Here is a 23132-nt window from a genome sequence, read left to right as displayed (position 1 = left end):
GGCCCCTGCCCCCCGTTATCCTCAGGCCTGACCCGGGGATGAGGTGTGTGTTGCATCGCACAAGCGGGTCGCCATAGATGGCGGAATGCCTGCACCGGCCACACTCACCGTCGACCTGAACGCCCTCGCCGCGAATTTCCGCACGCTGGAAGCGCTGGGCGGTGTTCCCGTGCATCCCGTGGTGAAGGCCGACAGCTATGGCCTCGGAGCCGCCGCCTGTGCCCGGCGATTGATGGCGGAGGGCGCGCGAACCTTCTTCGTGGCGCGGGCCGCCGAGGGCGAGCGGCTGCGCGCGGCGCTTGGTGAAACACCGGCCATCTATGTGCTGGACGGCTGCCTGCCCGGCTGCGGGGCCCGGCTGAGGGCCGCGGGCCTGCGCCCGGTGCTCAACGCCGACGCCCAGCTGGCGGAATGGCAGGCGGCCGGCGGCGGTGCCTGCGGTATCCAGATCGACACGGGCATGAACCGTCTGGGCTTCCGCCCGGAGGCCGCGCCGACGCCGTTCGAAGGGCTGGATCTGGTTCTGAGCCACCTCGCCTGTGCCGACGATCCGGCCGAGCCCATGAACGTCCGCCAGCGGACGGCCTTTGCGGCCGCAGCGGCGCGCTATCCGGATGCGGTGCGGTCCTTCGCCAACTCGGGCGGCGTCTTCCTGGGCCCCGACTATGCGTTCGATGCGACCCGGCCCGGTATCTGCCTGTACGGCGGTGGACCCGAGGGCCGCCCCGAGGGCCGCATCCAGCCCGTGGCGACGCTGGCGGCGGAGATATTGCAGCTGCACGAGGTGCCCGTCGGCGAGTCGGTCGGCTATTCGCGCGGCTTCATGGCGACGCGGCCCACCCGGATCGCCACCTGCGCGGCGGGCTATGCCGACGGCGTGCTGAGGAGTTACAGCCCGCGTGGCGAGGTCTTCGTGGCGGGTGAATGCCGTCCCATCGTCGGGCGGGTGTCGATGGACGCCTGCGCCGTCGATGTGACCGGGCTGGACCTGGCCGTCGGCGACCGGATCGAGCTGTTCGGCGCCAACCGGATGCTGGACGACGCGGCGACCGCCGCCGGGACGATCGCCTATGAGCTGCTGACCTCGGTCACGGCCCGGGTGCCGCGGGTCTACGTCGGCTGAAACCTCAGCGGGCGTCGCGCACCACGGCCCCGCCCTTGATGACCACAGGCACGGTCTCAAGCATCCGCACATCGGCCAGCGGGTCGCCGGACACCGCGATCAGATCGCCGTAGCGGCCGGTCACAATGGCCCCCACATCGCCTTCCCGCCCGAGCGCCTGGGCGGCGTTCCACGTCGCGGCGCGGATCGCCTCGGCGGGGGTCATGCCGTATTCGACCATGATCGCGAACTGCCGCGCGTTCTGGCCGTGCGGATAGATGGCGGCGTCGCTGCCGAACACCATCCGGGCCCCGGCGCGGTGGGCGGCGCGGAAGCCGTCGCGCTGGACCTGGGCGGTCTCGCGATCCTTGCGCAGATTGTCCTCGGTGACCCCGAACTCCGTGCCCGTCGCCTGGGTGAAGTCGGTGTTGTAGATGTCCATCGACAGCCAGGTCCCGTGCTCGACCGCCAGACGGATGCCCTCGGCGTCGATCATCGAGGCATGTTCGATGGTGTCGATGCCGGCGCGGATGGCATCCGCGATACCCGAGGCACCGTGGGCATGGGCGGCGACCTTCAGGCCCCACATGTGCGCCTCATCGGCGACGGCGGTCAGCTCCGCCAGGGTCATCTGCTGCTGGCCGGGTTCGGTATTGCGCGAGAAGACGCCGCCGGTCGCGCAGACCTTGATCACCTGGGCCCCGTATTTGCGCACCTCGCGCACGGCATGGCGGGCGTTCTCGACGCCGTCGGTATTGAACGGATTGGCCTGGGCCATGGAGTACGGCATGCCGGTGACGTCGCAATGGCCGCCGGTCGCGCCGAACGAGGCACCGGAGGGAATGACCCGCGGTCCTTCGACGAAACCGCCGTCGATGGCCTGGCGCAGGGCCACATCGGCGAACGCCGGGCCACCCAGGTTCCGCACCGTAGTGAAACCCGCCATCAGGTTGGCGCGGGCATGGACGACCTGAAGGATGGCGCCGAAGTCATCGGCATAGTCCAGCTCGTTCCACCCCGAGACATAGGGCGTCGAGGCCAGGTGGACGTGCATGTCGATCAGGCCGGGCAGCAGGGTCAGCCCCGGCAGGTCGAGGCGGCGGGCATCGGCCGGCAGGCCGGCAGGCACGGCCGTCCCGACTGCCGTGATCCGGCCATCGGTGACCACGACCACGGGATTGTCGACATAGCGGCCGCGTTCGACATCCACCATGCGCGCCGCGGTGACGACGAGGGTATCGGCAAGGGCCGGAGTCGCGAGGACAAGCGCGAGGGCGGCGGCGGCGGCCAGACGTTTCAACATGGTGGTATTCCCCAAAAGCGGCGGCGAAGCTCGCATGGCGAGACCGCCGGGGCAACTCACTGCGCCACCTCCCCGTCCGCCGGGCGAACGGGGAGGAGACGATGAGGCCTAGCCGCCCCGACCGCCGTGTTTGGCATATTCCAGCCGGGCGATGGTCCGGTTGTGGACCTCGTCGGGGCCGTCGACCAGTCGGACGGTCCGGACCATGGCATACATCTCGGCCAGGGGCGTATCGCCCGAGACACCGGCCCCACCGAAGGCCTGGATGGCGTCGTCGATGATCTTGAGCGCCATGCGCGGGGCCGCGACCTTGATCTGGGCGATCTCGGACTTGGCGTTCTTGTTGCCGGCCTCATCCATCATCCAGGCGGCCTTCAGCACCAGCAGGCGGCACATCTCGATATTGGTCCGGGCCTCGCCGATCCGCTGTTCCCAGACCGAATGCTCCGCGATCGGCTTCTTGAAGGCCGTGCGCGACAGAAGGCGCGCGACCATGAGATCCAGCGCCCGTTCGGCCAGGCCGATGGTGCGCATGCAGTGGTGGATACGGCCCGGCCCGAGCCGCCCCTGGGCGATCTCGAAGCCACGCCCTTCCCCGGCGATGAGGTTCTCGACCGGGACCCGGACATTGTCCAGCACCACCTCGGCATGGCCGATCGGGCGCTCGTCATAGCCGAATACCGACAGCAGACGCTCGACCCGGAACCCGGGGGTGTCGGTCGGAACGATGACCTGGGACTGCTGGGCGTGGGTGGCGGCGTCCGGGTCGGTCTTGCCCATGACGATGGTCACGGCGACGTTCGGATGGGCCATGTTGCTGGACCACCATTTGCGGCCGTTGATCACATAGTGGTCGCCGTCGCGCTCGATCCGGGTCTGGATATTGGTGGCGTCCGAGGAGGCGACCGCGGGCTCGGTCATCAGGAAGGCCGAGCGGATCTTGCCGTCCATCAGGGGGGTCAGCCATCTCGCCTGCTGTTCGGCGTTACCGAACAGGTGGAGCACCTCCATATTGCCGGTGTCGGGGGCGTTGCAGTTGAACACCTCCGACGTCCACATGTGGTGGCCCATCATCTCGGCCAGAGGGGCGTATTCGAGATTGGTCAGTCCGGCCCCGTGATGACCGGGCAGGAACATGTTCCAGAGGCCGGCCTCGCGGGCCAGGACCTTGAGCTCTTCCATGACCGGCGGCTGCCGGTTGTGGTCTTCCCGGACCTGGGCCCAGTACTCGGCTTCACGCGGGATGACGTGGTCATCGAGGAAGCGGCGCACCCGCTCCTGCCAGTGAAGGCCCTTGTCGCTATGCCGGAAATCCATGGTCGTGCTCCGATACGAAACGGCGCGGCCCCGGGAGGAGCCGCGCCCTGGAAGTCAGTTCGTCGTCCCGCGCCTCAGCGCTTCAGCAGCGGGGCCAGTTTCTGGGCGATCATCATGTCGCCGGCGATCTTCAGCTTGCCCTGCATGAAGGCCATCATCGGGTCCAGCTGGCCGTCCGAAAGGGCCATGAAGTCATCCCAGCTCATCGACACGGTGGCGTCGGCGGGCTTGTCCTCATTGGAAACGGTGTTCGGCACCGAGGCCCCGTCGATGAAGATCTTGCCGGCGTCGCCGAGGTCGAGCTTGACGGTCTTGCCCAGACCGGAGTTGTCGCCGACGGCGCTGCGGATGTGTTCGGTAACCTGGGCCAGATCGGCCATGCGCAATTCTCCCGTAAGGCTCGACCCCCTGTGGGCCGGTGATCGGATAGGGCCAACGAACTAAACCGCGCCCGGGCGGCTGCCAAGGTCACGCGGGGTCAAGTTGGAGGGACATTAACAGGCTGAAGCCCACTTCGCGGCGAAATAGCGCGGCGCAAGGGCGATTTTTCTGCTGATCTCCCCACCCCGAACATGAGGGGTCAAGGTCACCGCCGTCCATTTCCTCATGGGAACCGTGACCCGTCGTCCCGGATGCGGTCGCGGTTCTTGCCTGTGGGGTTCAGGCCCGGCCGTAGCCCCATCACCCGGTCCGGGCTAAACGATCGCGGACAAAGGGCCGTGAGCGCGGTGCCTTGCTTCAGAGGCCGGACCGTGACGCCAGCGATCGTCGGAATACTGTTGGGCGGCGCGGGGCTGATCGTCGGCGCCATGCTCGCCCGGATCAGCCTGGCCCTGCCGCACGGCGCCGCCGGCGCGCGCCCGGGTCCGCGCCGGCTCGCCTTCATGGTCCTGGCCGCAGCGGCGCTGGGTGGCTGGGCCGCCCTGGCCCAGCCAGTGCCCCTCGCCGCCGTCCTGACTGCCCTGTTGGGCTGGCAGTTGCTGTTGATCGCGGTCATCGACGGCGAGCATTTCAGCCTCCCGGATGCACTGACCCTGCCCCTGCTCGCGACCGGTGGACTGGCAGCGGCATTGCTGGACCATACCACCCTGCTCGACGCCATAGCCGGCGCGGCCGCCGGATTTGCCGGCCTGTGGCTGCTGGCGTTTGCCTATCGCCGGCTGCGCGGCCGTGAGGGGCTCGGCGACGGCGACCCCATATTGCTCGCGGCCGGCGGTGCCTGGGTCGGCTGGATCGGTCTGCCGAGCGTGCTCCTGTGGGCCTCCGCCGCCGGACTGAGTTTCGTCGCAGCACGACTGCTGGTCGGAACACCTGTGTCAGCGACGGACCGGATGCCCTTCGGACCCTGCCTCGCGGCCGGAATCTGGTTGACCTGGCTGCTGGGTCCACTGGGCTTCTAGTCGCGCGCCCGGTCCTGCCTCAGGGCCCGAAACAGGTGAGGATGTCCGGGCAATAGTAGGGTGGCGTGCGGCCGCTGATGGGGTTCCGATAGGCAAACCACATCGGCTTTACATCCGGGAAGCGCGCATTTCCGCCACGGCGGTAGCTGAACAGGGACCAGGGAATGTCGGCCGGTCGGCTGATGTCGCTGTTGAAGTAGCGCGACTCCTCGCCCTCATCGTTACCACGCCCCATCTCGCGACGCGGAGGGCTCGGCGGCAGATCCAGGCCGCGCCGCGCCCAGCCGTCTTCATAGCTGGTCGATCCGATGTAGGTCTGGTCGATGACGCCGCCGACCTGGTATTTCCAGACACCCTCCTCGAGCACCAGGGTCTCGTTCGGATACATGCCGCCGTTGAAGGCCCCGGCGCGGACGTCGTTCGCGAAATACAGGAACAGCCGGGTCCGCAGCGTCGCGCGGCGTCCGTCCGGGGTAACCTGGATAACCGGCTGGATGCGCTTGTGCGGGCGGACATTGTCGCGCGGGTTGGTCGCCGACGGCGGCGCGCGATGCGACTCCGTCATGGCGTTGTAGACGTTGTTCCGGCCGACGTGGAAACCGCTGCCCTGCGGACGCGTGCCGTCTTCGGCCATGATCGCGGAGAACTCGTCCCACAGCCAGTCGTCGAGGTAGTCGCCGAAGGCACCGGACAGGTTTTCGATGGCGTCATAGGCCTTGGCCACGTTCAGCTTGCGGCGCGCTTCGGCCATTCTCTGGGCCGGCGTGCCGGCGCGGGCCGGCGCGGCTCTGGCGGCAGGTGCATCAACCAGCCGGTCATCACCGACGACCGAGAAGCCTCGCGGATAGCCGACGCCCTGGCCATTGACGGGATTCCGCAGGAAGGCCGGCATGACCGCACTGACCTGGGGAGACTGATCGGGACCGGAGGCCCGGTCGGGGGCGAGACGGCCCGTCGGGACCGGGTCCACGACCTGGCTGAGATGCCAGCCGTGATAATAGTCGGCCTTCACGTCCGGAAAGATGCGCATTTCCCGGATGCGCCATTTGCCGTCAGCCCCCTTCACATACCGGTTGACGAAGGTGGAGACCGACCAGAAGGCGGTACCCAGTTCGGGCGTCAGCATGCCGAGCTGGGTGCCGCGGACACGGGCCTCATAGCCGTTGGGATCAACCTCAACCACCGTATGCAGCTGGATGTTGTCGTTGATCTGACCCCGCTGGAGGCCCAGCGGTCCATCCCGCTCCAGGCCGCGACGGATGCTCTGGGACCCGACATAGATGCCCACACCGGCAATCTCCATCGCGCCATCGGTCGCGAACAGATCGGTGACGTCGTCCCACATCTTCTGGTCGACGTAATAGCCGTACATGTTCTGCAGACTGCGGATCTCGTCTTCCGCATTCATGGCGTCGATCTGCGCCTCGATCTGCTCCATCGTCAGGCCGCGCAGGGAACGGTCAACATCGCCGGGCTCGGTGGGCACGGGGCGACCCACCTGCAGGGGCGAGAAATGATAGGGCACCAGCGGCAGTTCCGGATGGGCGGCGAAGAAGCCGTCGTACCAGGACCCCTCAAGCTGGTGATAGTCGCGGATACGGGAGATCTTCCAGACGCCGTTCTCCCGAACATAGTCGTTGACCTGCATCCCGCCGGACCAGTCTGCCGAAGGATTGTTGCCGTTCCAGCGTCCGCGCATGGTCAGTTCGGTCCATCGGCCCGACGCGCCGCGACCGTCGTAGTTGAGCGTCACGGTCGGTGACATGAACATCTGGTGGAACAGCTGCTGCGGACCCAGACCGTTCTGGCCGCCGAGCTTTTCGGTCCAGTAGCGACGGATCGCAGCCGGTCCCCGGATCGTCCGGTTTTCGTAAACCTGCTCGATCACCGCCGTTTCCGAAAACAGCGTCATGATTTCATCGACCAGGCCGAACTGGGCATAGTGGGTGAGCGAATACTGCAGGTCCTTGACCTGCCGGATCGAGCGGGCGCGTTCCACGTCCCGGGCCAGCATCTCAACGGGATCATCCTGCCGCGGCGGCGTCATGCGCTGGGCAGAAGCCGACCCGGGCAGCGCCAGTTGCGCGCCGAGGACAAGAGCGGCGGCCAGAAGAATTCCCAGGGGCCTGAACCGGTTGATACCTGCCGTCATCGGAAATCCTTTCAAGATTGAACCTGCCATCAGTCCCCGGAGCCCTCGACCGGGTGCGGTGTCCCGGTTCCAGGTTCCAGCACACAGACCGTCACATCGGCGCAGAACAGGGGGGGCGTCCGGCCGCTGATGGGGTTGCGGTAGTGGAACCACATCGGCTTGATCTCTGGCCAGGCGGCAAAGCCCGGATAGCCACGCACCACACCATAGCCGCGACGTCCGAGCTGGTCGGCCGGAATGCTGGGGGGGAAGGAAACCGGCGAGCCCCGTGCGCTTTGATCCGCCGGTGCCCCGCCCTGCTGACGCTCGGTCGACGGCGCATCCGGCCGGGCCCAGCCGAGGGCATAGCTGCGGGAGTTGAAATAGGTCTCGTCGATCCAGCCGCCGACCCTCATCTTCCAGACACCGTCCTCGAGGACAGCCTGGTCGTTCGGATACATCCCGCTGTTCCAGGATCCGGGTGAGCGAGAGTTAGCGAAATACAGGAACATGCGGGTGCGGATGAAGGCGCGTTGGGCATCCGGCCCGACGTCGATCACAGGCTGAAGCCGGGTGTGCACACGGATCCAGTCCCGCACGACCGGCATGGGTCCATAGGACAGGGACTCGGCCTTGAAGATCGCAGCGCGTCCGGCATAGACCGCGCCAGTACCCTTCCGCCGCCAGCCGTCGACCGAATAGTTCTCGACGTAGCGCTGCCACTGGTAGTCATCGAGGTAGTAGCCGAAGGTGGACGAGATGTTCTCCACGGCATCGTAGGCTTCGGACACATCGAGGCGCCGGCGCAGGTCGGCCAGACGTTCGGTCTCATTGCCACCGGAGGCGGATGAGGCGCCGTGGTCCCGCAGCAGGCCCAGATCGCCGACGACGGCGAACCCCGTCGGGATCGTCACCGGGCGTCCGGTCACGGGGTTGTTGAAGAAGGCCGGGATCACATTGGCGACCTGGGGCGAGGTCGGGGCGGGGGAAGGCCGATCCGGTGCACCGACGCCCGTCGGCACGGGATCAACGACCGCGTTGCGGTGCCATCCCTGATAATAGTCCGTCTTCATCCGCGGATAGATGCGCATTTCCCGGATGCGCCATTTGCCGTCGGACCCCTTCGCATAGCGGTTCTCGAAGGTGGAGATCGACCAGTAGGCCTGGCCGAGCTCCGGGGTCAGCATGCCGAATTGCAGGCCGCGTGCGACCGCTTCGGTACCCCCGGGGGCGACCGAGACGACGGTGTGAAGCTGAAGCTGGTCGTTGACCTGACCACGCTGCAGATCCTGCGGACCCTGCAGTTCAAACGCCCGGCGGATACTGGCCACGCCCTCATAGACGCCGAGGCCGGCGATTTCGAACACGGCGCCCGACTCGAACAGGTCGGTCGCGTCGTCCCACATCTTCCGGTCCTGATAGTAGCCGTAGATGTTCTGAAGGTTCCGGACCTGATCCTCGTCGTTCATCCGGGCGACGCGACGCTCCAGATCGGGGAGCGAGCTCTGCGTGCCCGCGCTGCGAAGGGCGTCGAGTTGCCCGGGCGTCAGGGGCGAGACAGGCCGGCCCGCCTCTTCCGAGGTGTAGTGATAGGGCACGAAGGGGATTTCCGGCCCGATGCTGAACCAGCCCGTTTCATAGGGTCCCGCAAACTGCGGAATCACGTGCATGCGGGCGATCTTCCAGACCCCGTCCTCACGGACGTAGTCATTGACCTGCATGCCGCCGGACCAATCGGCGGTCCCACCCATGCGGCCGCGCAGCGTCAGTTCCTGCCACCGCCCCCTTGCCGTCTGGCCATCAGCGGCCAGGGTGATGACGGGGGCCATCATCAGCTGGGTATTGACGGCCCCGGGCGGCAGGCCGTCCTGGCCCAGGCCGATTTCATTGCGGAGGTAGGCCTCGATGGCGGCCGGTCCGGAGATCGTCCGGTCGCCGATCACCAGCTCACCGTTCCGGCTGAACAGCGCGGCCATATCGGTCCAGAGACCATACTCTCCATACTGGGCGTAGGTGTGCTGGAGAGTCTTGGCCGCCCGGAGGGCAGCCGCGCGCTCAATCTCGGCCTCGACCACGGCGACTTCACCGGCGGTCTCGGCGGAAATCACGGGTGTCGCGTTAGCGGCAGCCGGATTGGCCCAGGCGGCACCTGACGGGATCAACAGGGCCGAAGAGGCCAGCCCTGCCATAACGACAAAGGCGAGCGCGCCCGGGGTTCTGCGACTGATCATGGGACCCTCAAGGCCGAAAAGGCGGTGACGTCTGCAGCCAGGCTGCAGACGTCACCCGGGAGGCTATTTGAACTTGAAGCGCAGACCGACCGAGAAGCTCCGACCGACCGTGTCATACAGGGCGTAGTTGCTCTGCTGGGGCTGCTGACCGGTCGCATAGAGGATCGGCGGGTCCGTATCGAACAGGTTATCGACCCTGCCGAATGCGGTGACCTCCGAGCTGTCGGTTTCCATGACCATGTATTGGACGGACGCGCCGAAATAGGCCACGGCATCCTGATAGTTGTCCTGAACATCGAGCGCGATGACATTGTATTCGTTGTCGATCGCTCCGCCGCCGATATAGCGCATGTTGGCGGAGAGAGTCAGCGGGCCGTTGCGGTAGGAGGCATTGCCGCTTATGCGCCAGTTCCGTCCGACTTCACCGGCGATATCCGTGACCGCGAAACCGTCATCGGTCGAGATCTCGTTCATCTTGCTGGCCAGCAGGCGGAAGCTCAGCCTGCCACCGGCTTCCAGCTCCATGGCATAGGCCGCTTCGATATCGAACCCGGTCGTCCGCTCCTGGGAGAAATTCTGCTGGGAGCTGGTGACTTCCGTGATGACGCCGCCGACCCGGGTAATGTTCGGGCAGAGCGACAATGTCCCGGCGAAGCAGCGGTCGATGGTCTGCTGGGCACTGACGTTCCCGATCGCGTCTTCAATCTTGATATCGTAGGCGTCGAAAGCCAGTTGCAGGCCCGGAACGGCGGCGGGCCGGAACACGATACCGTAGGTCAGCGTGTCCGCGATTTCCGGCGTCAGATTGAGGTTGCCGGTCGTGATCGTGACGACGCGGGGCTGGGTGTTGGTGAAACGATCGAGGAGCACGCCGCTCCCCCGGCCGCCCGGCGCGAACAGCTCGTTGAGCCGGGGCGCGCGAATGTCCCTCGAACGGGTGACGCGCAGTCGAACCTGTTCATTGAACTCGTGCGTCCAGCCAACCTTCCAGGTGGTTGCGGGCCCTGACAGATCGTATTCGGTCGAACGGGCTGCAGCGTTGATGTCGGACGACAGGGCAAACGGCAGGTCACGCGCCAGCGGGATGACCGTCTCGATGAAGGCCTCCTTGACGCTCTCCTCCCCCGCCTGCGGCTTGGCATTGCCCAGACGGAAGCGGTTGGCCTGGGAGTCCGCATCGGTCTGAACGTTCAGCGTCTCGTTCCGGAACTCGAAGCCGGTGGCCCAGGAAATCGGCCCGGCCCAGGTGGCCCCGAGGTCGCCCGTCAGTTCCCCCGCAAAAACCTCCTGATTATAGACAGAGCGGGTGGATCCCACGCCCATCGCATAGTCAGCGGCTTCGGCAGAGATGGAGCCGGCACCGAACAGGTTGATCGGAACGCACCCGTTTGTGGGGTTCGTCAGGGTCGAGCGGCAGATCGGCCGTCCGGTTGCAGGGTTGATGACACTGTCGATGCCGAGCAGCCAGTTATCTTCATAACGGCTGGTGATATCGAGGTCATAGTTGCTCTTGCCCTTCTGGTAGTAGGCGGACCAGTGCCAGTTGTCATTGAACCTTCCGTCCGCACCGAGAACGAAGCGGTTGGTTTCATAGGTGCCGTCCGAGATATCGTCGCCGAGCTCGTAGTTCACCCGGCCCATCAGGAAATTCGTGATGTTCGCCGTGACCATGGCAGCCCGGGTCGCGGCCGGCAGGAAAGCGTTGTCGCGCTGGATCCGGATGGTTCCCTGATCGTAGGGCGTGATGATGTCATAAACTGTCCGCGAACGGGCGTGGGACGCCTCGGCGAAGACCGTGATCTTGTCGCTGACGTCGAACGCCGCCCGCGAATAGAAGTTGTTCCGCTCAAGCGGCGATACCAGGTTGATGCGGTTGCTCAACCAGCCCCCGCCGCCGCCGTCCATGAACAGGGAGGCCACGTTGGTCCCCAGCGTGAAGGGAATCGGCGCGCCGCCGGGCCCGAATTGGGTATTGGCCAGGGGGCCGCTGAAGATCACCCCGCCCGCGGTCATGCGCGAGAATGTCGCCGTGTTGGTCGGGAGCAGACGGTACTGACCATTCGTCGCCGTGTAGGTGGGGTTCAGGATGAAAGCGCGCTGCTGACGGCCCCAGTCCCGGGTGTCGCCGTCAGCGATCCCCTCGAGATCCGAGATTTCACCCGCGATCACCATCCGCAACCGGCCGTCCAGATATTCATGACCGGCGGCCAGCTCCAGGGTCGTCTGGTCGTTATCGCCCAGTTCGGACACGTTGTACTGGATCGTGCCCTCGATCCCCTCGATGTTCCGCTTCAGGATCATGTTGACCACGCCGGAAACGGCATCGGAGCCCCATGCCGCCGAGGCACCACCGGTTACGACTTCAAGGCGTTCCACCAGTGAAGACGGAATGATGTTCAGGTCGACGTTGCCGGCAATGTTCGTCGGAACGACCCGGCGTCCGTCGACGAGGACCAGGGTTCTTGCATTGCCGAGGTTGCGCAGGTTGACGTACTGGCCGCCCGGGTTACCGCTACCGGTGCCACCCGGCGAAGCGCGCACGACCTGCGGAAGATCATAGAGGACGTCGCGAACATGGGTCGCGCCGCGGGCCTCCAGCTCTTCCGTTCCCACTGTCGTCAGGGGCGTCGGGGCCACGAAACCGGGGCGGGCGATACGGGTGGCCGTTACGACGATGTCGTCGATGCTCGTCGCCGCCGGATCGCTGCCGGCTTCCGCACCGCTTTGCGGCGCCGGTGCCGTCTGCGCAAGGCTGGGGCTGGCCCCCAGCGCGAAGGCCATGGCCATGACACCGAGGCTCACCGAGCCCTGAAGCGCGAGGCGGAATGCCCCCTTGGGTGCGTTCAATTCGACTTTCATAATCCCTCCCGAGGATCTGCTGCCCTGCTCAACAGTCGCCGCTGACCGGCCATTCTGCTGAAGTCCCGGCGCGGTTTATTCCCCGCCTTCAAAAGGCACTAAGCCTGTCCTTTGAGATCAATGTCAACCTGCAGCTTGCCCGGCATCGGACAGCCCTCGGGAAGGAAGGTTCATGATATTGTTTTTTATCGCGTATTTTAGCTTAGCAGAGCACCGGTTCTCCGCTACAGTCGGGCCCGGCCAGGTCGCGCGGTGTTGCAAATTTGGGTTAAAGGCCGATAGTCTAGCTTTTCGGTTAGGAGAATCGCAGTGAGCCACGAGATTACGCGCCGGGGACTCGGCCCGATGACGGTAGCGGCCGCGGCGGCCGCGCTCGTCGCCCACCCGGCCAGAGCCGCAGCAGCCCCGTCGGAAACCCGCCTGATCCCGGCACAGACAAGCTGGATCACGCCGCCTGTCACATCAGCCACAGAGGGTATGGCCGACGTCGGCGAAGCCCGTCTCGCCTATTGGGACACGGGTGGCTCGGGACCGGCCCTGGTCCTGCTCCATCCGGCGACGGGTTCCAAGGACATCTGGGCCTATCAGAGAGGTGTGTTCGCCGCCGCCGGCTACCGCGTGGTCGGCTATTCGCGGCGCGGTCATGCCGGCTCCGAACGGGGCCCTGACGGGACAACCGTCAGTGCCGCCGACGACCTCAAGGCCCTCGTTGACCACCTCGGAATCGACCGGTTCCACATCCTGGGTTCGGCGGCGGGCGGCTTTGTCGTCCCCGACTTCGCCCTCTCCTATCCGGAACGGCTTCTCAGCCTGACCATCGCCTGCTCGCAGGGCGGGGGAACGGATCCCGACTATCGCGCATCGATCCGTCGGATCTCGGCCCCCGGCTTCTCGGACATGGCGGCGAGCTTCCGGGAACTGGGGCCGTCCTACCGTGCGGCCAATCCGGAGGGTACGGCGGCCTGGGAGGCGCTTGAGCAGGCTTCCAAACACGGCGCGCGCATTCGCCAGCCCAGCCGGAATGACATTACCGGCGAGGCCCTGAGCCGGATCCAGACACGGGCCCTGCTGTTCACGGGCTCTGCGGATCTCTACTCCCCGCCGGCCGTGATGCGGCAGTACGCCAGCCATCTGCCCAATGTCCGGACCGCCGTGATCGCAGAGGCCGGGCACTCGGCCTACTGGGAACAGTATGAGGCGTTCAACAGCCTGGTGCTGGAGTTCCTCCGGGCCTGACCGGTCAGGCCGGCGCGAGGCTCGCGCCGGTCAAGGCCGCCCGCCGAAGCAGGGGCGACGGGCGATAGCGACCATCGGGGGCCGCCAGGGCCAGGGCATCCAGAATGGACACCAGCCGTCCCGAACCCAGTTTGTCCGACCATGCGAGGGGGCCGACCGGATAGTTGGCTCCCTTGACCATGGCGGCGTCGATGTCGGCCGCCGAAGCCACGCCCTGCTGAAGGGCGTCAGCGGCCTCGTTTGCAATCATGGCGAGGGTTCGGCCGAGCACCAGACCCGGAACGTCGTCCATGAAATGGAGGGTCTGGCCCAGACCCGCAAAGGCCGCGCCGACGGCATCGCGCGCCGCATCGGAGACCCCGGGGGATACTGCCGCAGACCGGGCTGTGGCGGTTTCCTCGTCCATCACCAGATCGACGACCACGACCGGCTCTCCGGTCTCGAGCTCGCACTGAAGGGCCGTCCGGCCGTCCGTCTCGACGATCAGTACATCACCGATGCGCACCCCGCCGGTCCCGTCATGCACGACCGGTTCGAGGTCACTGGTCCGGAACCTTCCGGCCAGACCTGATGTCGCATCGCACCCGAGCCGGACAGTGCCCGGGGCGGGCCAGGCCGGTGCCGGAAGAGCCGAAGTCGGCTGGCCGTCCTGATAGACATAGAAGCCCGCGCCCGATTTGCGGCCCAACCGGCCCGCATCGACCAGGGCCTTCTGGACCAGGGAGGGGCGATAGCGGGGATCGTGAAAAAACGCGTCGAAAACCGACTGGGTCACCGCGAAATTCACATCGTGTCCGATGAAATCCATCAGTTCGACCGGCCCCATCCGGAAGCCGCCGCCCTGTTTTACGACCGTGTCGATCACCTCCGGAGAACAGGCACGCATCTCCAGCAGTTTCAGGGCCTCGCCGTAGAAGGGGCGGGCGACACGATTGACGATGAAGCCCGGCGTGGAGGCGCAGCGAACCGGTGACTTTCCCCAGTCTGCGGCGAGCGCGAAGATCCGGTCGGCCACAGCCGGGTTGACCATGGCTCCGGACACAACCTCGACCAGCCGCATGGCGACCGGCGGGTTGAAGAAATGCATGCCGACCACCCGCCCGGGACAACGGGTGGGCGCAGCGATCGCATCAATACTGAGCGAAGAGGTATTGGTGGCCAGGATGGCGTCCGGCCCGACGATGTCATCGAGCGCGCGGAACAGATCGACCTTGGCCCCGAGGTTCTCGGCTATGGCCTCGATAACGAGGTCGCTGTCGGCGAGTTCCTCGAGAGACTCAACGGCCTCCAGTCCTGACTGGATCTTCAGCGCCTCCGCGGCCGTGAACCGCCCCTTCTTCACCTGACGGGCAAGATCCGAGGCGAGTCCGATCAGGGCGGCTCTCGCCGCACCGGGCACACGGTCATACAGTTTGACGCCAAAGCCGGCCTGGGCCGCCACCGAGGCGATCCCGGAGCCCATGGCCCCTGCGCCCACCACTCCAACACGCAAGGGTCTACTCCGCAGGCTGGACGTCTGCGACACGGGAGAGGCTATTGCCGGCGAACAACGCGCCGATGGCGTCCGGAGAAATCTCCGGCAGCCGCGAGGGCTCGCCACCGATCGGGAGCAGACTCTCACGGGAGTTATGCGGTCTGGGGATGCTGTGAGCGTTCAGGGTCATCGCCACCATGGAGTAGTAGCCGATCAGCGCGGTCAGCTCGACCAGCCAGACATCCTCGAAACGCTTGTGCAGCAGATTGTAGATCTCGCCACTGACATGCCCGGTCTGGAGCAGCTGCCGGGCATACTCATAGATCAGGGCCTGGTCGGGATCGGTGAACGGCGGTGTGATGCACCGGCGGATGGCCTCGATGATCCCGGAATCCAGGCCCACGACACGCGCGATGTCCGCGTGGATCGCCCACTCGGTATCACTGCTCCAGTGTCGGGCGGTAACGAGGATCGCCAGTTCGCTCTGTACCGGAGACAACGATGTCTTGTAGCGAAGATACTCGCCGAGTTTCGACCAGCGGTCGGCCAGCTCCGGCGAGTGAAGCGCCGCCCTGAGCGGGCCGACCATCCGCCCACGGGGTCCATTCACGACCGTGTCGTAAATCGCCTTTTGCGCGGGCGTCAGACCATCACCGTCGAACAACCTTATGCGCCCGTGACCGATTCCGTTGGTGCTCGTCATAGCTGCCTTCCTGCGCCAACTTCCGGCGCCCGCAAGCCGAACTCCTCCAGAATTTCTTCGGTATGCTCACCCAGCAAGGGTGGGGGCCGATCGAAACTGAGCGGAGCCTGATGAAATCGCATGGGGCTTGTGACCAGTTTGACCGGCCCCATGCGCGGATGATCAAGGGTTTTCAGCAGGCCCCGTTCCTGGACCTGCGGGTCGGCGAACACGGACGAGATCGTATTGATCGGACCGCAAGGGACGCCGAGAGCATCCAGCCGCTTGACCCAGACGGCGAGATCTTCCTGGACCAGGGCTTCACGAATGATCGCTGAAAGCTCCGGCAGATTGCGGACACGTTCGGCGTTCCGCGAAAACCGGATGTCATCGGCCAGATCAGGGCGACCGATCGCCTGGCTGAAGGCGCGAAACTGACCGTCATTTCCGACGGCAAGGACGATGTGACCGTCACGGACCGGATAGACGTCCTGGGGCTGGATGTTCGGATGGCTGTTTCCCGACCGCCGCGGTTCGCGACCGGACAGCAGGAAATTCTGGGCCTGGTTGGCCAGGAAGGCCGTCTGGACGTCGAGCATGCCGACGTCGATATACTCGCCCTTGCCGGTCTTCTCCCGATGGTTCAGGGCGGCGAGGACCGCCACGGCCGTGTACATGCCGGTCATCAGATCCACGATCGGCACGCCGACCTTCTGGGGACCGCCCCCCGGCTTGTCATCGCGTTCGCCGGTCACGCTCATCAATCCGCCCATGGCCTGGACCATGAAGTCATAGGCCGACTGTTCACGGCGCGGTCCGGTCTGACCGAAACCGGTGACGGAGGCGTAGATCAGGGCCGGATTGATCTGACGAAGATCGTCATAGCCGAGGCCGTATTTCGCCAGGGCACCGACCTTGAAATTCTCGACCACGATGTCCGAGGCGCGGGCCAGGTCACGGATCACCGCCTGGTCTTCCGCTCGGGACATGTCGAGCGCGATCGACCGCTTGCCGCGATTGACGGACAGGAAATACCCGCTCGCCAGCTTCTCGCCGTCCTCACCTTCCACGAAGGGCGGCCCCCAGGTGCGTGTGTCGTCTCCGACATCCGGCCTTTCGACCTTGATCACGTCAGCGCCCAGATCAGCGAGGATCTGGGTCGCCCACGGACCCGCCATGATGCGACTGAGGTCCAGCACCCGAACATGGGACAGGGGACCCGCCATGCTCAGGCCTGAAGGATCGTCACGGCGCAGTTGCCGCCGGCACCCAGCACATGGGCGAGACCGACCCTGGCACCTTCGACCTGCCGGGGACCGGCGTGTCCGCGCAGCTGCGACACGATCTCCACGATCTGCCCAAGGTGCGACGCGCCGACGGGCTCGCCCTTGCTGATCAATCCCCCGCTCATGTTCACCGGATGCTTGCCGGTGATCTCGGTTACGCCTTCGTCGATCAGGCGCCCCCCCTCCCCGACCGGGCAAAGGCCGAGTTCCTCATAGATCTCGATCTCGCAGAACGCGTCCGTGTCCTGGACCTCGAAGCAGTTCACATCGGATGGGCCGAGACCGGCCTTCCGGTAGGCCTCGCGTGCGGTGACTTCCGTCGGTCCCTCGTTATTGACCGTGGAGCTCATGCTGTCCGCCGGGCAGCGGAAATCCGCCGAGAAACGCGCGATCGTGTGGGCAACACCGGCAATGCGAATGCCGTTGGCTCCCAACTCACGCATCTTGCGCTCTGACGCCACGACCACGGCTGCCGCACCGTCATTCGGCGCGCAGATCTCAAGCCGACGGATCGGATCGCAAACCAGCGGCGACTCCAGAATCTCCTCCAGACCGAAGGCCTTCTGGTACATGGCATTGGGGTTGTGGACGCTGTTGCGGTGGTTCTTGTAGGCGACCTTGGCGATCTGCAGGTCTGTCGTTCCATACTCATGCATGTGCCGCATGGCCCGCATCGACCAGTAGCTCGGGTTCAGGGACATCCCCAGCTCGATCTGCCAGGGCGCATAGATCATGGACGGGTCCATGAAACCGCGCGGCATCTTCTCGCATCCGCAAACGAGAACCAGGTCCACTTCACCGGACTTGACCGCCAGGACCGCCTGACGGAGCGCCGCGCCGCCGCTGGCGCAGGCCGCCTCGATGTCCACGATCGGAATGTCCGTCCCGCCCAGCCGGCGCAGGATGCGAGCGCCCGACGTCGCCGGGAGATACATCCGCGAGAGATAGGCCGCCTGGATGTCACGCCATTCAACACCGGCGTCCTTGAGGGCCGCCGCCGCCGCCTCCGCACCGATGGCCTCATAGGGCTTGTCGAAGCGCCCGAAGGGGTGAATGCCGGTGCCCAGGATGTACACTTCAGTCATGGTCGGATCTCAGGCGGCTTGAAAATCGAAGGCGACCACTTCAGCTCCCGCTTCGTCCCGCCGGAGCACGAAGGGGTGGAACCTCAGCGGCATGCCGATCGTGATGGCATCCGGCTCGACCTCAACGCGGGACAGGACCTTCAGGCCGTCCGGGAGATCCACCAGCCCCATGGCAAAGGGCTTGAAGGGCTCGGGCATCTGGTAGTTGCCGGGCGGACGATGGCGGACCATCGTATAGGTCCACAGCACCCCTTCCCGGCTCAGGGGCTTGTGCTCCACCGCGTCGCCGCCGCAGGCCGGGCAGATGCTGTTGGCGCCGAGCGTCGTTTCCCCGCATGATCGACAGAGCGTGCCGCACAGGGTTGTGCGCTCCATGTCCTCGAGGTCGCCCCAAAGCAACCCCTCGCGCAACGACCGCCGCGGCGCCGAATCCGTCATTTCCGCTCTTCCCGCCGATCCAACATTGAGGTTAGTCAAAAAGACTAATCTTCTGTCCTTTCTGGCGCGGAGATCGCGCGGGGTCAAGTCGACTCTCAACGGTCGAACAATGCACGCGTTGAGGATTTCGAAGAGCGGCAGTATAGGAGTCTGATGATTGAATTGAACGAGGGCGACGCCGGGCTCGGGCGCAGCGCAGTCTCCCGGTATATCCAGCTTGCTACCCTTTTCCGTCGCCGAATTGAGTCCGGCCAGTGGCCGGTCGGTCAGCAGACTCCGACGGTCGACGAATTGGCCCTGGAGTGCGGCGTGGCGCGGGCGACCATTCGCCAGGCCCTCGGACTCGTCGAGGCAGAGGGTCTGATCGAGCGTTTCCGGGCCAAGGGGACCTTCGTAAAACGTCGCCCCCAGGACCTGCTCTGGTGCGGCGTGGAAACCGACTGGCAGGGCCTGCTGAGTTCACGCGAAGGTGCGGAGATCGAGGTCCTGGTCGATGAAAAGGGCGGCGCGCCGCTGGTTCATCACGCCATCGGCCAGGCCGGCCAGACCTATCGCCGTTTGCGGCGACGGCACTCGATGAACGGCCAGGCCTTCCTTCTGGCCGACATCTATGTTGATGAGCGGGTCGCTTCCAAGCTCAGTGATGCCGATCTGAGGACAAAAACCGCCCTCCGGCTCGTGTCCGGTGTGGCGGGTGTGAAGATCGCCGAGGCCCAGCAGACCCTCACGATCGGAACCGCCGATATCGAGACCGCACAGTTGCTTGGCCTGCCGCTGAACGCACCGATCTGCCATGTGACGCGCTCGGCTGTCGACCAGCGCGGCCGTCTCGTCCTGGTCTCAAACGGGATCTACCGCGGCGATGTCGTACGGGTCGACATCCGGCTGAAATAGGTCAGCCGCCGCGATAGACGGGCGGACGTTTCTCCATAAAGGCAGTCATGCCTTCCTTCTGGTCAGCCGTCGCGAACAGGCTCGTGAACAGCCTGCGCTCTTCGGCGAGACTGGCGTCCAGCCCGTTATCCGAGCCGAACCTGATGACTGACTTGATGGCCTTTACGGCCAGGGGCGGCATGGTGGCGATCTGCCGGCCCAGGGCGATCGCCCGGTCGGTCGCCTCACCCGTCGGCACCCTCTCCGACACGAGACCGTATTGCTCGGCCTCCTCGGCCGAAATCTGATCCCCGGTCAGGCAGAGTTTCATCGCCCTGTATCGTCCGACCGCGCGCAACAGGAGCTGGGTTCCGCCGGCACCCGGCATGATGCCGACGCGGATTTCCGGCTGGCCGAAGCGCGCGCCCTCCCCCGCGATGATGATGTCCGCGTTCAACGCCAGCTCACAGCCACCGCCCAGCGCATAGCCCTCCACAGCGGCGATCACCGGCTTGGTGCAGGCGCGCAGGGCGAGGAAGACCTCGTTTGTGCCCAGTTCGGCATGCCGCTCCGGGGTCATGTCCCGCATTTCGGAGATGTCGGTCCCCGCCACAAAGGCTTTCGCGCCGCCCGTGAGCACCAGGGCCGCGACGGCGGGATCTGCATCCGCCCGTTCGATCGCGGCCTGGAGCCCGGTCTTCACCGCCATGTTCAGGGCGTTCAGACGCTCGGGCCGGTTGATGCTGATCAGCGCCACCCCGCCATCCAGAACGCGGAACAGGACGAGGTCGTCAGCCTTGTCTGAAAGCCCGGTCATGCGGCCGGCTTGGGTTTGGCTCCCGCAAGCACCACCAGCAGGGTCGCGCCGAAGGCCAGCAGGCTGCCGAAATAGATCTGGGCCGAGGCCATTGAGCCGGTATGGTCGATCAACCAGCCGACAATGATCGGGCTGACGAAGCCGGCAGCGGCCCCGCAGGTCGTGATGATGGCAATGCCGCCGGCAGCGGCCGTACCCTTCAGATAGGTCGCCGGCAGGCTCCAGAACGGCCCGGTCGCGCCGAACATGCCGATGCCTATGCCACAGACCGCCATGACCGACAGGACCACATTGCCCTGGGCCAGAGGCAGACAGAGCCAGGACAGGGCACCGAACAGGGCGGGTGCCGCCGCATGCCACCGCCGCTCCTGCCGACGATCAGAGCTGCGGGCGATCATCTGCTGGGCCACGACGCCGAACACATAGGGCAGCGCCGAGAGCAAGCCCACCGTCACCATGTCCTTGATCCCGGACTCCCGGATGATGGTCGGGATCCACAGGGCGAGACCGGCCAGGCCGGAAATCATGGCTGCAGCCATGATGGCGAGACTGAAGAAGCGCGGATCCTTGATGGCGTCGACGAAGCGGCCGTGCTTCTGCACCCCGGTCACGACGGCTTCCCGTTCGAGATCTTCCGCCAGCAGCGTCTTCTGTCGGTCCGTCAGCCATTTCGCCTCGGACGGTTTGTTGGTGAGGTAGAAGAAGGCCACCACGGCCAGGGCGCAGCCCGGAAGGCCCTCGATGAGGAACAGCCACTGCCAGCCATGAAGCCCGGCGACGCCTTCCATACTGGTCATGATGACCCCGCCCAGCGGATTGGCGATGATCCCGGCCAGCGCCATGGCCGCCATGAACTGGGCCGTCATGCGCGCCCGGCGGGCGGCCGGGGCCCAGTAGCTGAGATAGAGCAGAACCCCGGGGAAGAAGCCGGCCTCGGCGACCCCCAGCAGGAACCGCAGTGTGTAGAAATGCCAGGGGACCAGCATGAAGGCGGTCATGGCCGAGAACAGGCTCCACAGGAACATGATCCGGGCGATGGTCAGCCGGGCCCCGATACGCTTCATCCAGAGATTGCTGGGCACCTCGAACAGACTGTAGCCGAGATAGAAGAGCCCGCCCGCAAGACCGTAGACGGCTTCGGAAAAGCCGAGCGTGTCCATGAAGCCGAGCTTGGCGATCCCGATGTTCGACCGGTCGATGTAGGCCATGATGTAGCAGACGATCAGGAAGGGGATCAGTCGGCGCGAGACGATGCGATAGGTTTCGTCCAGTTCGGCTGCGGGCGTCCCCGGTGCGTGTGCTGCGGCCATTCGATTCCCTCGCCCAGGTGACGCGCGCCTGCGTCAGACATTGTTTTCTTTAGGCTAGCTTATTAGCTTTTTTGGCGCGGTCAAAGCCGAATAGCGCTTCCGGATTGTCCACCAGAATTCGTTGCCGCAGGCCGCTGTCTCCGTCCAGCCAGGCCGTGAACCGGTCCAGAAGCAGCCCCACATCGGGGCCCCCGTTGTCCATGCGGATGAAGGGCCAGTCCGACGCCCAGAGCAGGCGGTCCGGCGCGGCGGCCACCAACGCACGATGGAACGGCGCGGCGTCATCATAGTCCGGTCCCTGTTGCGATACGCGGCAGACCGAGAGCTTCACCCAGATGGTGCCGTCGGCCGCCGCCTGCAGCAGCTGTTGAAACGCCGCATCGGCGACGCCCTTCGCCGGATCCGGCATGCCCATGTGATCCAGAACAACCGGTATGTTGATCGCGCGCAGTTCCGGCAGCCGCTCCACGATCGTTTCAGCGGGTGCCCAGATCTGGGCGTGCAGTCCGAGCTCGCGCATGACCGGCGCAAGCGCTTGCAGGTGGGAGAGGCTGACACTGCCCGGTCGGACACCGCCGCCCGGGGCCGGGAAGTCGGAAAACCGGAGGGCCACGACCCCTGCGCCGGCCAGGGCCTCGAGGACGGACGGGCTTGCGCTGCCATCGGCGAGGGCGACCCCGCGCGTATTCGGGCAGGCGGCAAGCGCGTCCACCAGGGCTGAGTGATCGAACCCGTAATGGGCGGGCTGGACCAGAAGGGCGCGGTCCAGCCCCGACTGCGCCCAGTAGGCCCGGTGCGCCGCGACCGGTGCCAGCGGCGCGGGGAAGGCCGGCGGATGGACCAGCGGGAACCGGTCGAACGGGCCGAATATGTGGGTATGGGAGTCGCACGCCCCTTCAGGCAGCGGCTCCTGCGGTGAACTCACCGGCCGGCCGGGGATGGGGTCAAGGATCATGACGGCATGGTCGCGATCGCCGAGGGTCGGGAGGCGAAGGTCTCATACCACTGCGCCAGCGCCGGGTGGGCACCGCGCCAGTCCTCGTCTGCGAAGCGGAAGTCCAGATAGCCGAGCAGGCATCCGGTGGTGATCTGGACGATGTCGATGGTCTGACCGCAGGGCTCAAGCGCCCAGGAAGCGATCTCCCTCAGCGCGGCGGCCTTCTTGACGTCGAACGCATCGATGTGAGGTTGGGAACGGGCACCGTCGGGGCGCTCGCGTTCGTTTCGCAGGAGGATCAGCACATCGAGCAGTCCGGTCACGAGGGAATGCCGCGCATGGACCTGCCAGAAGGCCTCTCCGGCCACGGGAAACAGGATCGGCGGGCCCTCAAGCGCATCGAGATAGGCACAGATGACGCCCGAGTCCTGCAGGACGATTCCTTCGGGCAGCTCCAGGGTCGGCAATTTGCTGAGCGGGTTGGCCCGCATCAGCTCCGCATTGGGCGCGGTCATTGCGACCGGATTGCGAACCAGCGCCAGCCTGTTTGTCAGCCCCTTCTCATGGGCGGCCACCATGACCTTGCGGACGAAAGGTGACTTCGGTGACCAATGCAGAATCATGATGCCAACTCCCACCCCAAGGCAAAGA

At 65.8% G+C, this 23132-nt stretch carries 19 protein-coding genes; 4 read left to right on the top strand and 15 right to left on the bottom strand.

Translation table 11 applies throughout. From position 1 onward, the window contains the following. Positions 1-85 precede the first annotated feature (85 nt). Positions 86-1123, top strand: a complete 1038-nt coding sequence (alr, locus tag Q0053_RS09605) for an alanine racemase (protein WP_298099331.1) — start codon at positions 86-88, stop codon at positions 1121-1123. 4 nt (positions 1124-1127) lie between these two features. On the opposite strand, the gene Q0053_RS09600 is transcribed toward alr, so the two are convergent. From Q0053_RS09600 to Q0053_RS09590, 3 genes are all read right to left on the bottom strand, one after another. Then, positions 1128-2405, bottom strand: a complete 1278-nt coding sequence (locus Q0053_RS09600; RefSeq protein WP_298099329.1) for an amidohydrolase family protein — start codon at positions 2403-2405, stop codon at positions 1128-1130. A gap of 108 nt (positions 2406-2513) precedes the next feature. Continuing rightward, a complete protein-coding gene (locus tag Q0053_RS09595; protein WP_298099326.1) occupies positions 2514-3722 on the bottom strand; it encodes an acyl-CoA dehydrogenase family protein in 1209 nt (402 codons plus the stop codon). Between the two features lie 74 nt (positions 3723-3796). Beyond that, the gene (locus Q0053_RS09590) at positions 3797-4102 is read right to left on the bottom strand and encodes an SCP2 sterol-binding domain-containing protein (RefSeq protein WP_298099324.1); all 306 of its coding nucleotides are present in this window, start codon (positions 4100-4102) and stop codon (positions 3797-3799) included. A 372-nt stretch (positions 4103-4474) separates the two neighbouring features. Between Q0053_RS09590 and Q0053_RS09585 the strand changes: the two genes are divergently transcribed. Next, on the top strand, positions 4475-5122 hold the full coding sequence (locus tag Q0053_RS09585; RefSeq protein WP_298099321.1) for an A24 family peptidase: 648 nt from the start codon (positions 4475-4477) through the stop codon (positions 5120-5122). Between the two features lie 19 nt (positions 5123-5141). Here Q0053_RS09585 and Q0053_RS09580 read toward each other — a convergent pair whose 3' ends face one another. The 3 genes from Q0053_RS09580 to Q0053_RS09570 all read right to left on the bottom strand — a co-directional run bounded on the left by Q0053_RS09580 (position 5142) and on the right by Q0053_RS09570 (position 12343). After that, positions 5142-7274, bottom strand: coding sequence for a nuclear transport factor 2 family protein (locus Q0053_RS09580; RefSeq protein WP_298099318.1), 2133 nt, complete (start codon positions 7272-7274; stop codon positions 5142-5144). 29 nt (positions 7275-7303) lie between these two features. Further along, a complete protein-coding gene (locus tag Q0053_RS09575) occupies positions 7304-9484 on the bottom strand; it encodes a nuclear transport factor 2 family protein (protein ID WP_298099317.1) in 2181 nt (726 codons plus the stop codon). Positions 9485-9547: 63 nt separating this feature from the next. Next, a complete protein-coding gene (locus Q0053_RS09570) occupies positions 9548-12343 on the bottom strand; it encodes a TonB-dependent siderophore receptor (RefSeq protein WP_298099314.1) in 2796 nt (931 codons plus the stop codon). Positions 12344-12652: 309 nt separating this feature from the next. Here Q0053_RS09570 and Q0053_RS09565 point away from each other — a divergent pair, with 309 nt between their 5' ends. Next, on the top strand, positions 12653-13579 hold the full coding sequence (locus tag Q0053_RS09565; protein ID WP_298099312.1) for an alpha/beta hydrolase: 927 nt from the start codon (positions 12653-12655) through the stop codon (positions 13577-13579). 4 nt (positions 13580-13583) lie between these two features. On the opposite strand, the gene Q0053_RS09560 is transcribed toward Q0053_RS09565, so the two are convergent. From Q0053_RS09560 to Q0053_RS09540, 5 genes are all read right to left on the bottom strand, one after another. Beyond that, the gene (locus Q0053_RS09560) at positions 13584-15071 is read right to left on the bottom strand and encodes a 3-hydroxyacyl-CoA dehydrogenase (protein ID WP_298099309.1); all 1488 of its coding nucleotides are present in this window, start codon (positions 15069-15071) and stop codon (positions 13584-13586) included. Between the two features lie 4 nt (positions 15072-15075). Next, entirely contained in the window at positions 15076-15663 is a 588-nt protein-coding gene (locus Q0053_RS09555; RefSeq protein WP_298099307.1) for a carboxymuconolactone decarboxylase family protein, read from the bottom strand. 89 nt (positions 15664-15752) lie between these two features. Continuing rightward, positions 15753-16961, bottom strand: a complete 1209-nt coding sequence (locus Q0053_RS09550; protein WP_298099306.1) for a CaiB/BaiF CoA-transferase family protein — start codon at positions 16959-16961, stop codon at positions 15753-15755. Positions 16962-16963: 2 nt separating this feature from the next. Then, the gene (locus tag Q0053_RS09545) at positions 16964-18106 is read right to left on the bottom strand and encodes a thiolase family protein (protein ID WP_298099304.1); all 1143 of its coding nucleotides are present in this window, start codon (positions 18104-18106) and stop codon (positions 16964-16966) included. Between the two features lie 9 nt (positions 18107-18115). Next, positions 18116-18544 carry an OB-fold domain-containing protein gene (locus tag Q0053_RS09540; RefSeq protein WP_298099302.1) on the bottom strand — a complete coding sequence of 143 codons (429 nt, stop codon included), beginning with the start codon at positions 18542-18544 and terminating at the stop codon, positions 18116-18118. A 153-nt stretch (positions 18545-18697) separates the two neighbouring features. On the opposite strand from Q0053_RS09540, the gene Q0053_RS09535 reads away from it, so the two are divergent. Further along, positions 18698-19438 carry a GntR family transcriptional regulator gene (locus Q0053_RS09535; RefSeq protein ID WP_298099299.1) on the top strand — a complete coding sequence of 247 codons (741 nt, stop codon included), beginning with the start codon at positions 18698-18700 and terminating at the stop codon, positions 19436-19438. 1 nt (position 19439) lies between these two features. Here the strand turns inward: Q0053_RS09535 and Q0053_RS09530 are convergent, their stop codons facing one another. From Q0053_RS09530 to Q0053_RS09515, 4 genes are read right to left on the bottom strand one after another with little or no spacing between them, the layout of a single operon-like run. After that, complete coding sequence (locus Q0053_RS09530) at positions 19440-20234, bottom strand: enoyl-CoA hydratase-related protein (RefSeq protein WP_298099297.1); 795 nt, start codon at positions 20232-20234, stop codon at positions 19440-19442. After that, positions 20231-21544, bottom strand: coding sequence for an MFS transporter (locus tag Q0053_RS09525; protein WP_298099294.1), 1314 nt, complete (start codon positions 21542-21544; stop codon positions 20231-20233). The genes Q0053_RS09530 and Q0053_RS09525 overlap by 4 nt, the downstream gene beginning before the upstream one ends. A gap of 49 nt (positions 21545-21593) precedes the next feature. Then, positions 21594-22499 (bottom strand): amidohydrolase, encoded by a 906-nt coding sequence (locus tag Q0053_RS09520; protein ID WP_298099292.1) that lies wholly within the window; start codon positions 22497-22499, stop codon positions 21594-21596. Next, complete coding sequence (locus Q0053_RS09515) at positions 22496-23104, bottom strand: glutathione S-transferase family protein (RefSeq protein WP_298099289.1); 609 nt, start codon at positions 23102-23104, stop codon at positions 22496-22498. Before Q0053_RS09515 ends, Q0053_RS09520 begins: the two co-directional genes overlap by 4 nt. Positions 23105-23132 lie beyond the last annotated feature (28 nt).

This window comes from Brevundimonas sp. (assembly GCF_027487935.1).
In the GTDB taxonomy this organism is placed as follows: domain Bacteria; phylum Pseudomonadota; class Alphaproteobacteria; order Caulobacterales; family Caulobacteraceae; genus Brevundimonas.
This window is presented reverse-complemented; position numbering and strand designations above follow the sequence as displayed.

Excerpts from the sequence above, each read along its gene's own strand:
- Q0053_RS09600 (WP_298099329.1), bottom strand. The coding sequence starts at position 2,405 with ATGTTGAAACGTCTGGCCGCCGCCGCCGCCCTCGCGCTTGTCCTCGCG.
- Q0053_RS09515 (WP_298099289.1), bottom strand. The coding sequence starts at position 23,104 with ATGATTCTGCATTGGTCACCGAAGTCACCTTTCGTCCGCAAGGTCATG.
- Q0053_RS09580 (WP_298099318.1), bottom strand. The coding sequence starts at position 7,274 with ATGACGGCAGGTATCAACCGGTTCAGGCCCCTGGGAATTCTTCTGGCC.
- Q0053_RS09525 (WP_298099294.1), bottom strand. The coding sequence starts at position 21,544 with ATGGCCGCAGCACACGCACCGGGGACGCCCGCAGCCGAACTGGACGAA.
- Q0053_RS09535 (WP_298099299.1), top strand. The coding sequence starts at position 18,698 with ATGATTGAATTGAACGAGGGCGACGCCGGGCTCGGGCGCAGCGCAGTC.
- alr (WP_298099331.1), top strand. The coding sequence starts at position 86 with ATGCCTGCACCGGCCACACTCACCGTCGACCTGAACGCCCTCGCCGCG.
- Q0053_RS09545 (WP_298099304.1), bottom strand. The coding sequence starts at position 18,106 with ATGACTGAAGTGTACATCCTGGGCACCGGCATTCACCCCTTCGGGCGC.
- Q0053_RS09595 (WP_298099326.1), bottom strand. The coding sequence starts at position 3,722 with ATGGATTTCCGGCATAGCGACAAGGGCCTTCACTGGCAGGAGCGGGTG.
- Q0053_RS09570 (WP_298099314.1), bottom strand. The coding sequence starts at position 12,343 with ATGAAAGTCGAATTGAACGCACCCAAGGGGGCATTCCGCCTCGCGCTT.
- Q0053_RS09575 (WP_298099317.1), bottom strand. The coding sequence starts at position 9,484 with ATGATCAGTCGCAGAACCCCGGGCGCGCTCGCCTTTGTCGTTATGGCA.
- Q0053_RS09550 (WP_298099306.1), bottom strand. The coding sequence starts at position 16,961 with ATGGCGGGTCCCCTGTCCCATGTTCGGGTGCTGGACCTCAGTCGCATC.
- Q0053_RS09590 (WP_298099324.1), bottom strand. The coding sequence starts at position 4,102 with ATGGCCGATCTGGCCCAGGTTACCGAACACATCCGCAGCGCCGTCGGC.
- Q0053_RS09530 (WP_298099297.1), bottom strand. The coding sequence starts at position 20,234 with ATGACCGGGCTTTCAGACAAGGCTGACGACCTCGTCCTGTTCCGCGTT.
- Q0053_RS09540 (WP_298099302.1), bottom strand. The coding sequence starts at position 18,544 with ATGACGGATTCGGCGCCGCGGCGGTCGTTGCGCGAGGGGTTGCTTTGG.
- Q0053_RS09520 (WP_298099292.1), bottom strand. The coding sequence starts at position 22,499 with ATGATCCTTGACCCCATCCCCGGCCGGCCGGTGAGTTCACCGCAGGAG.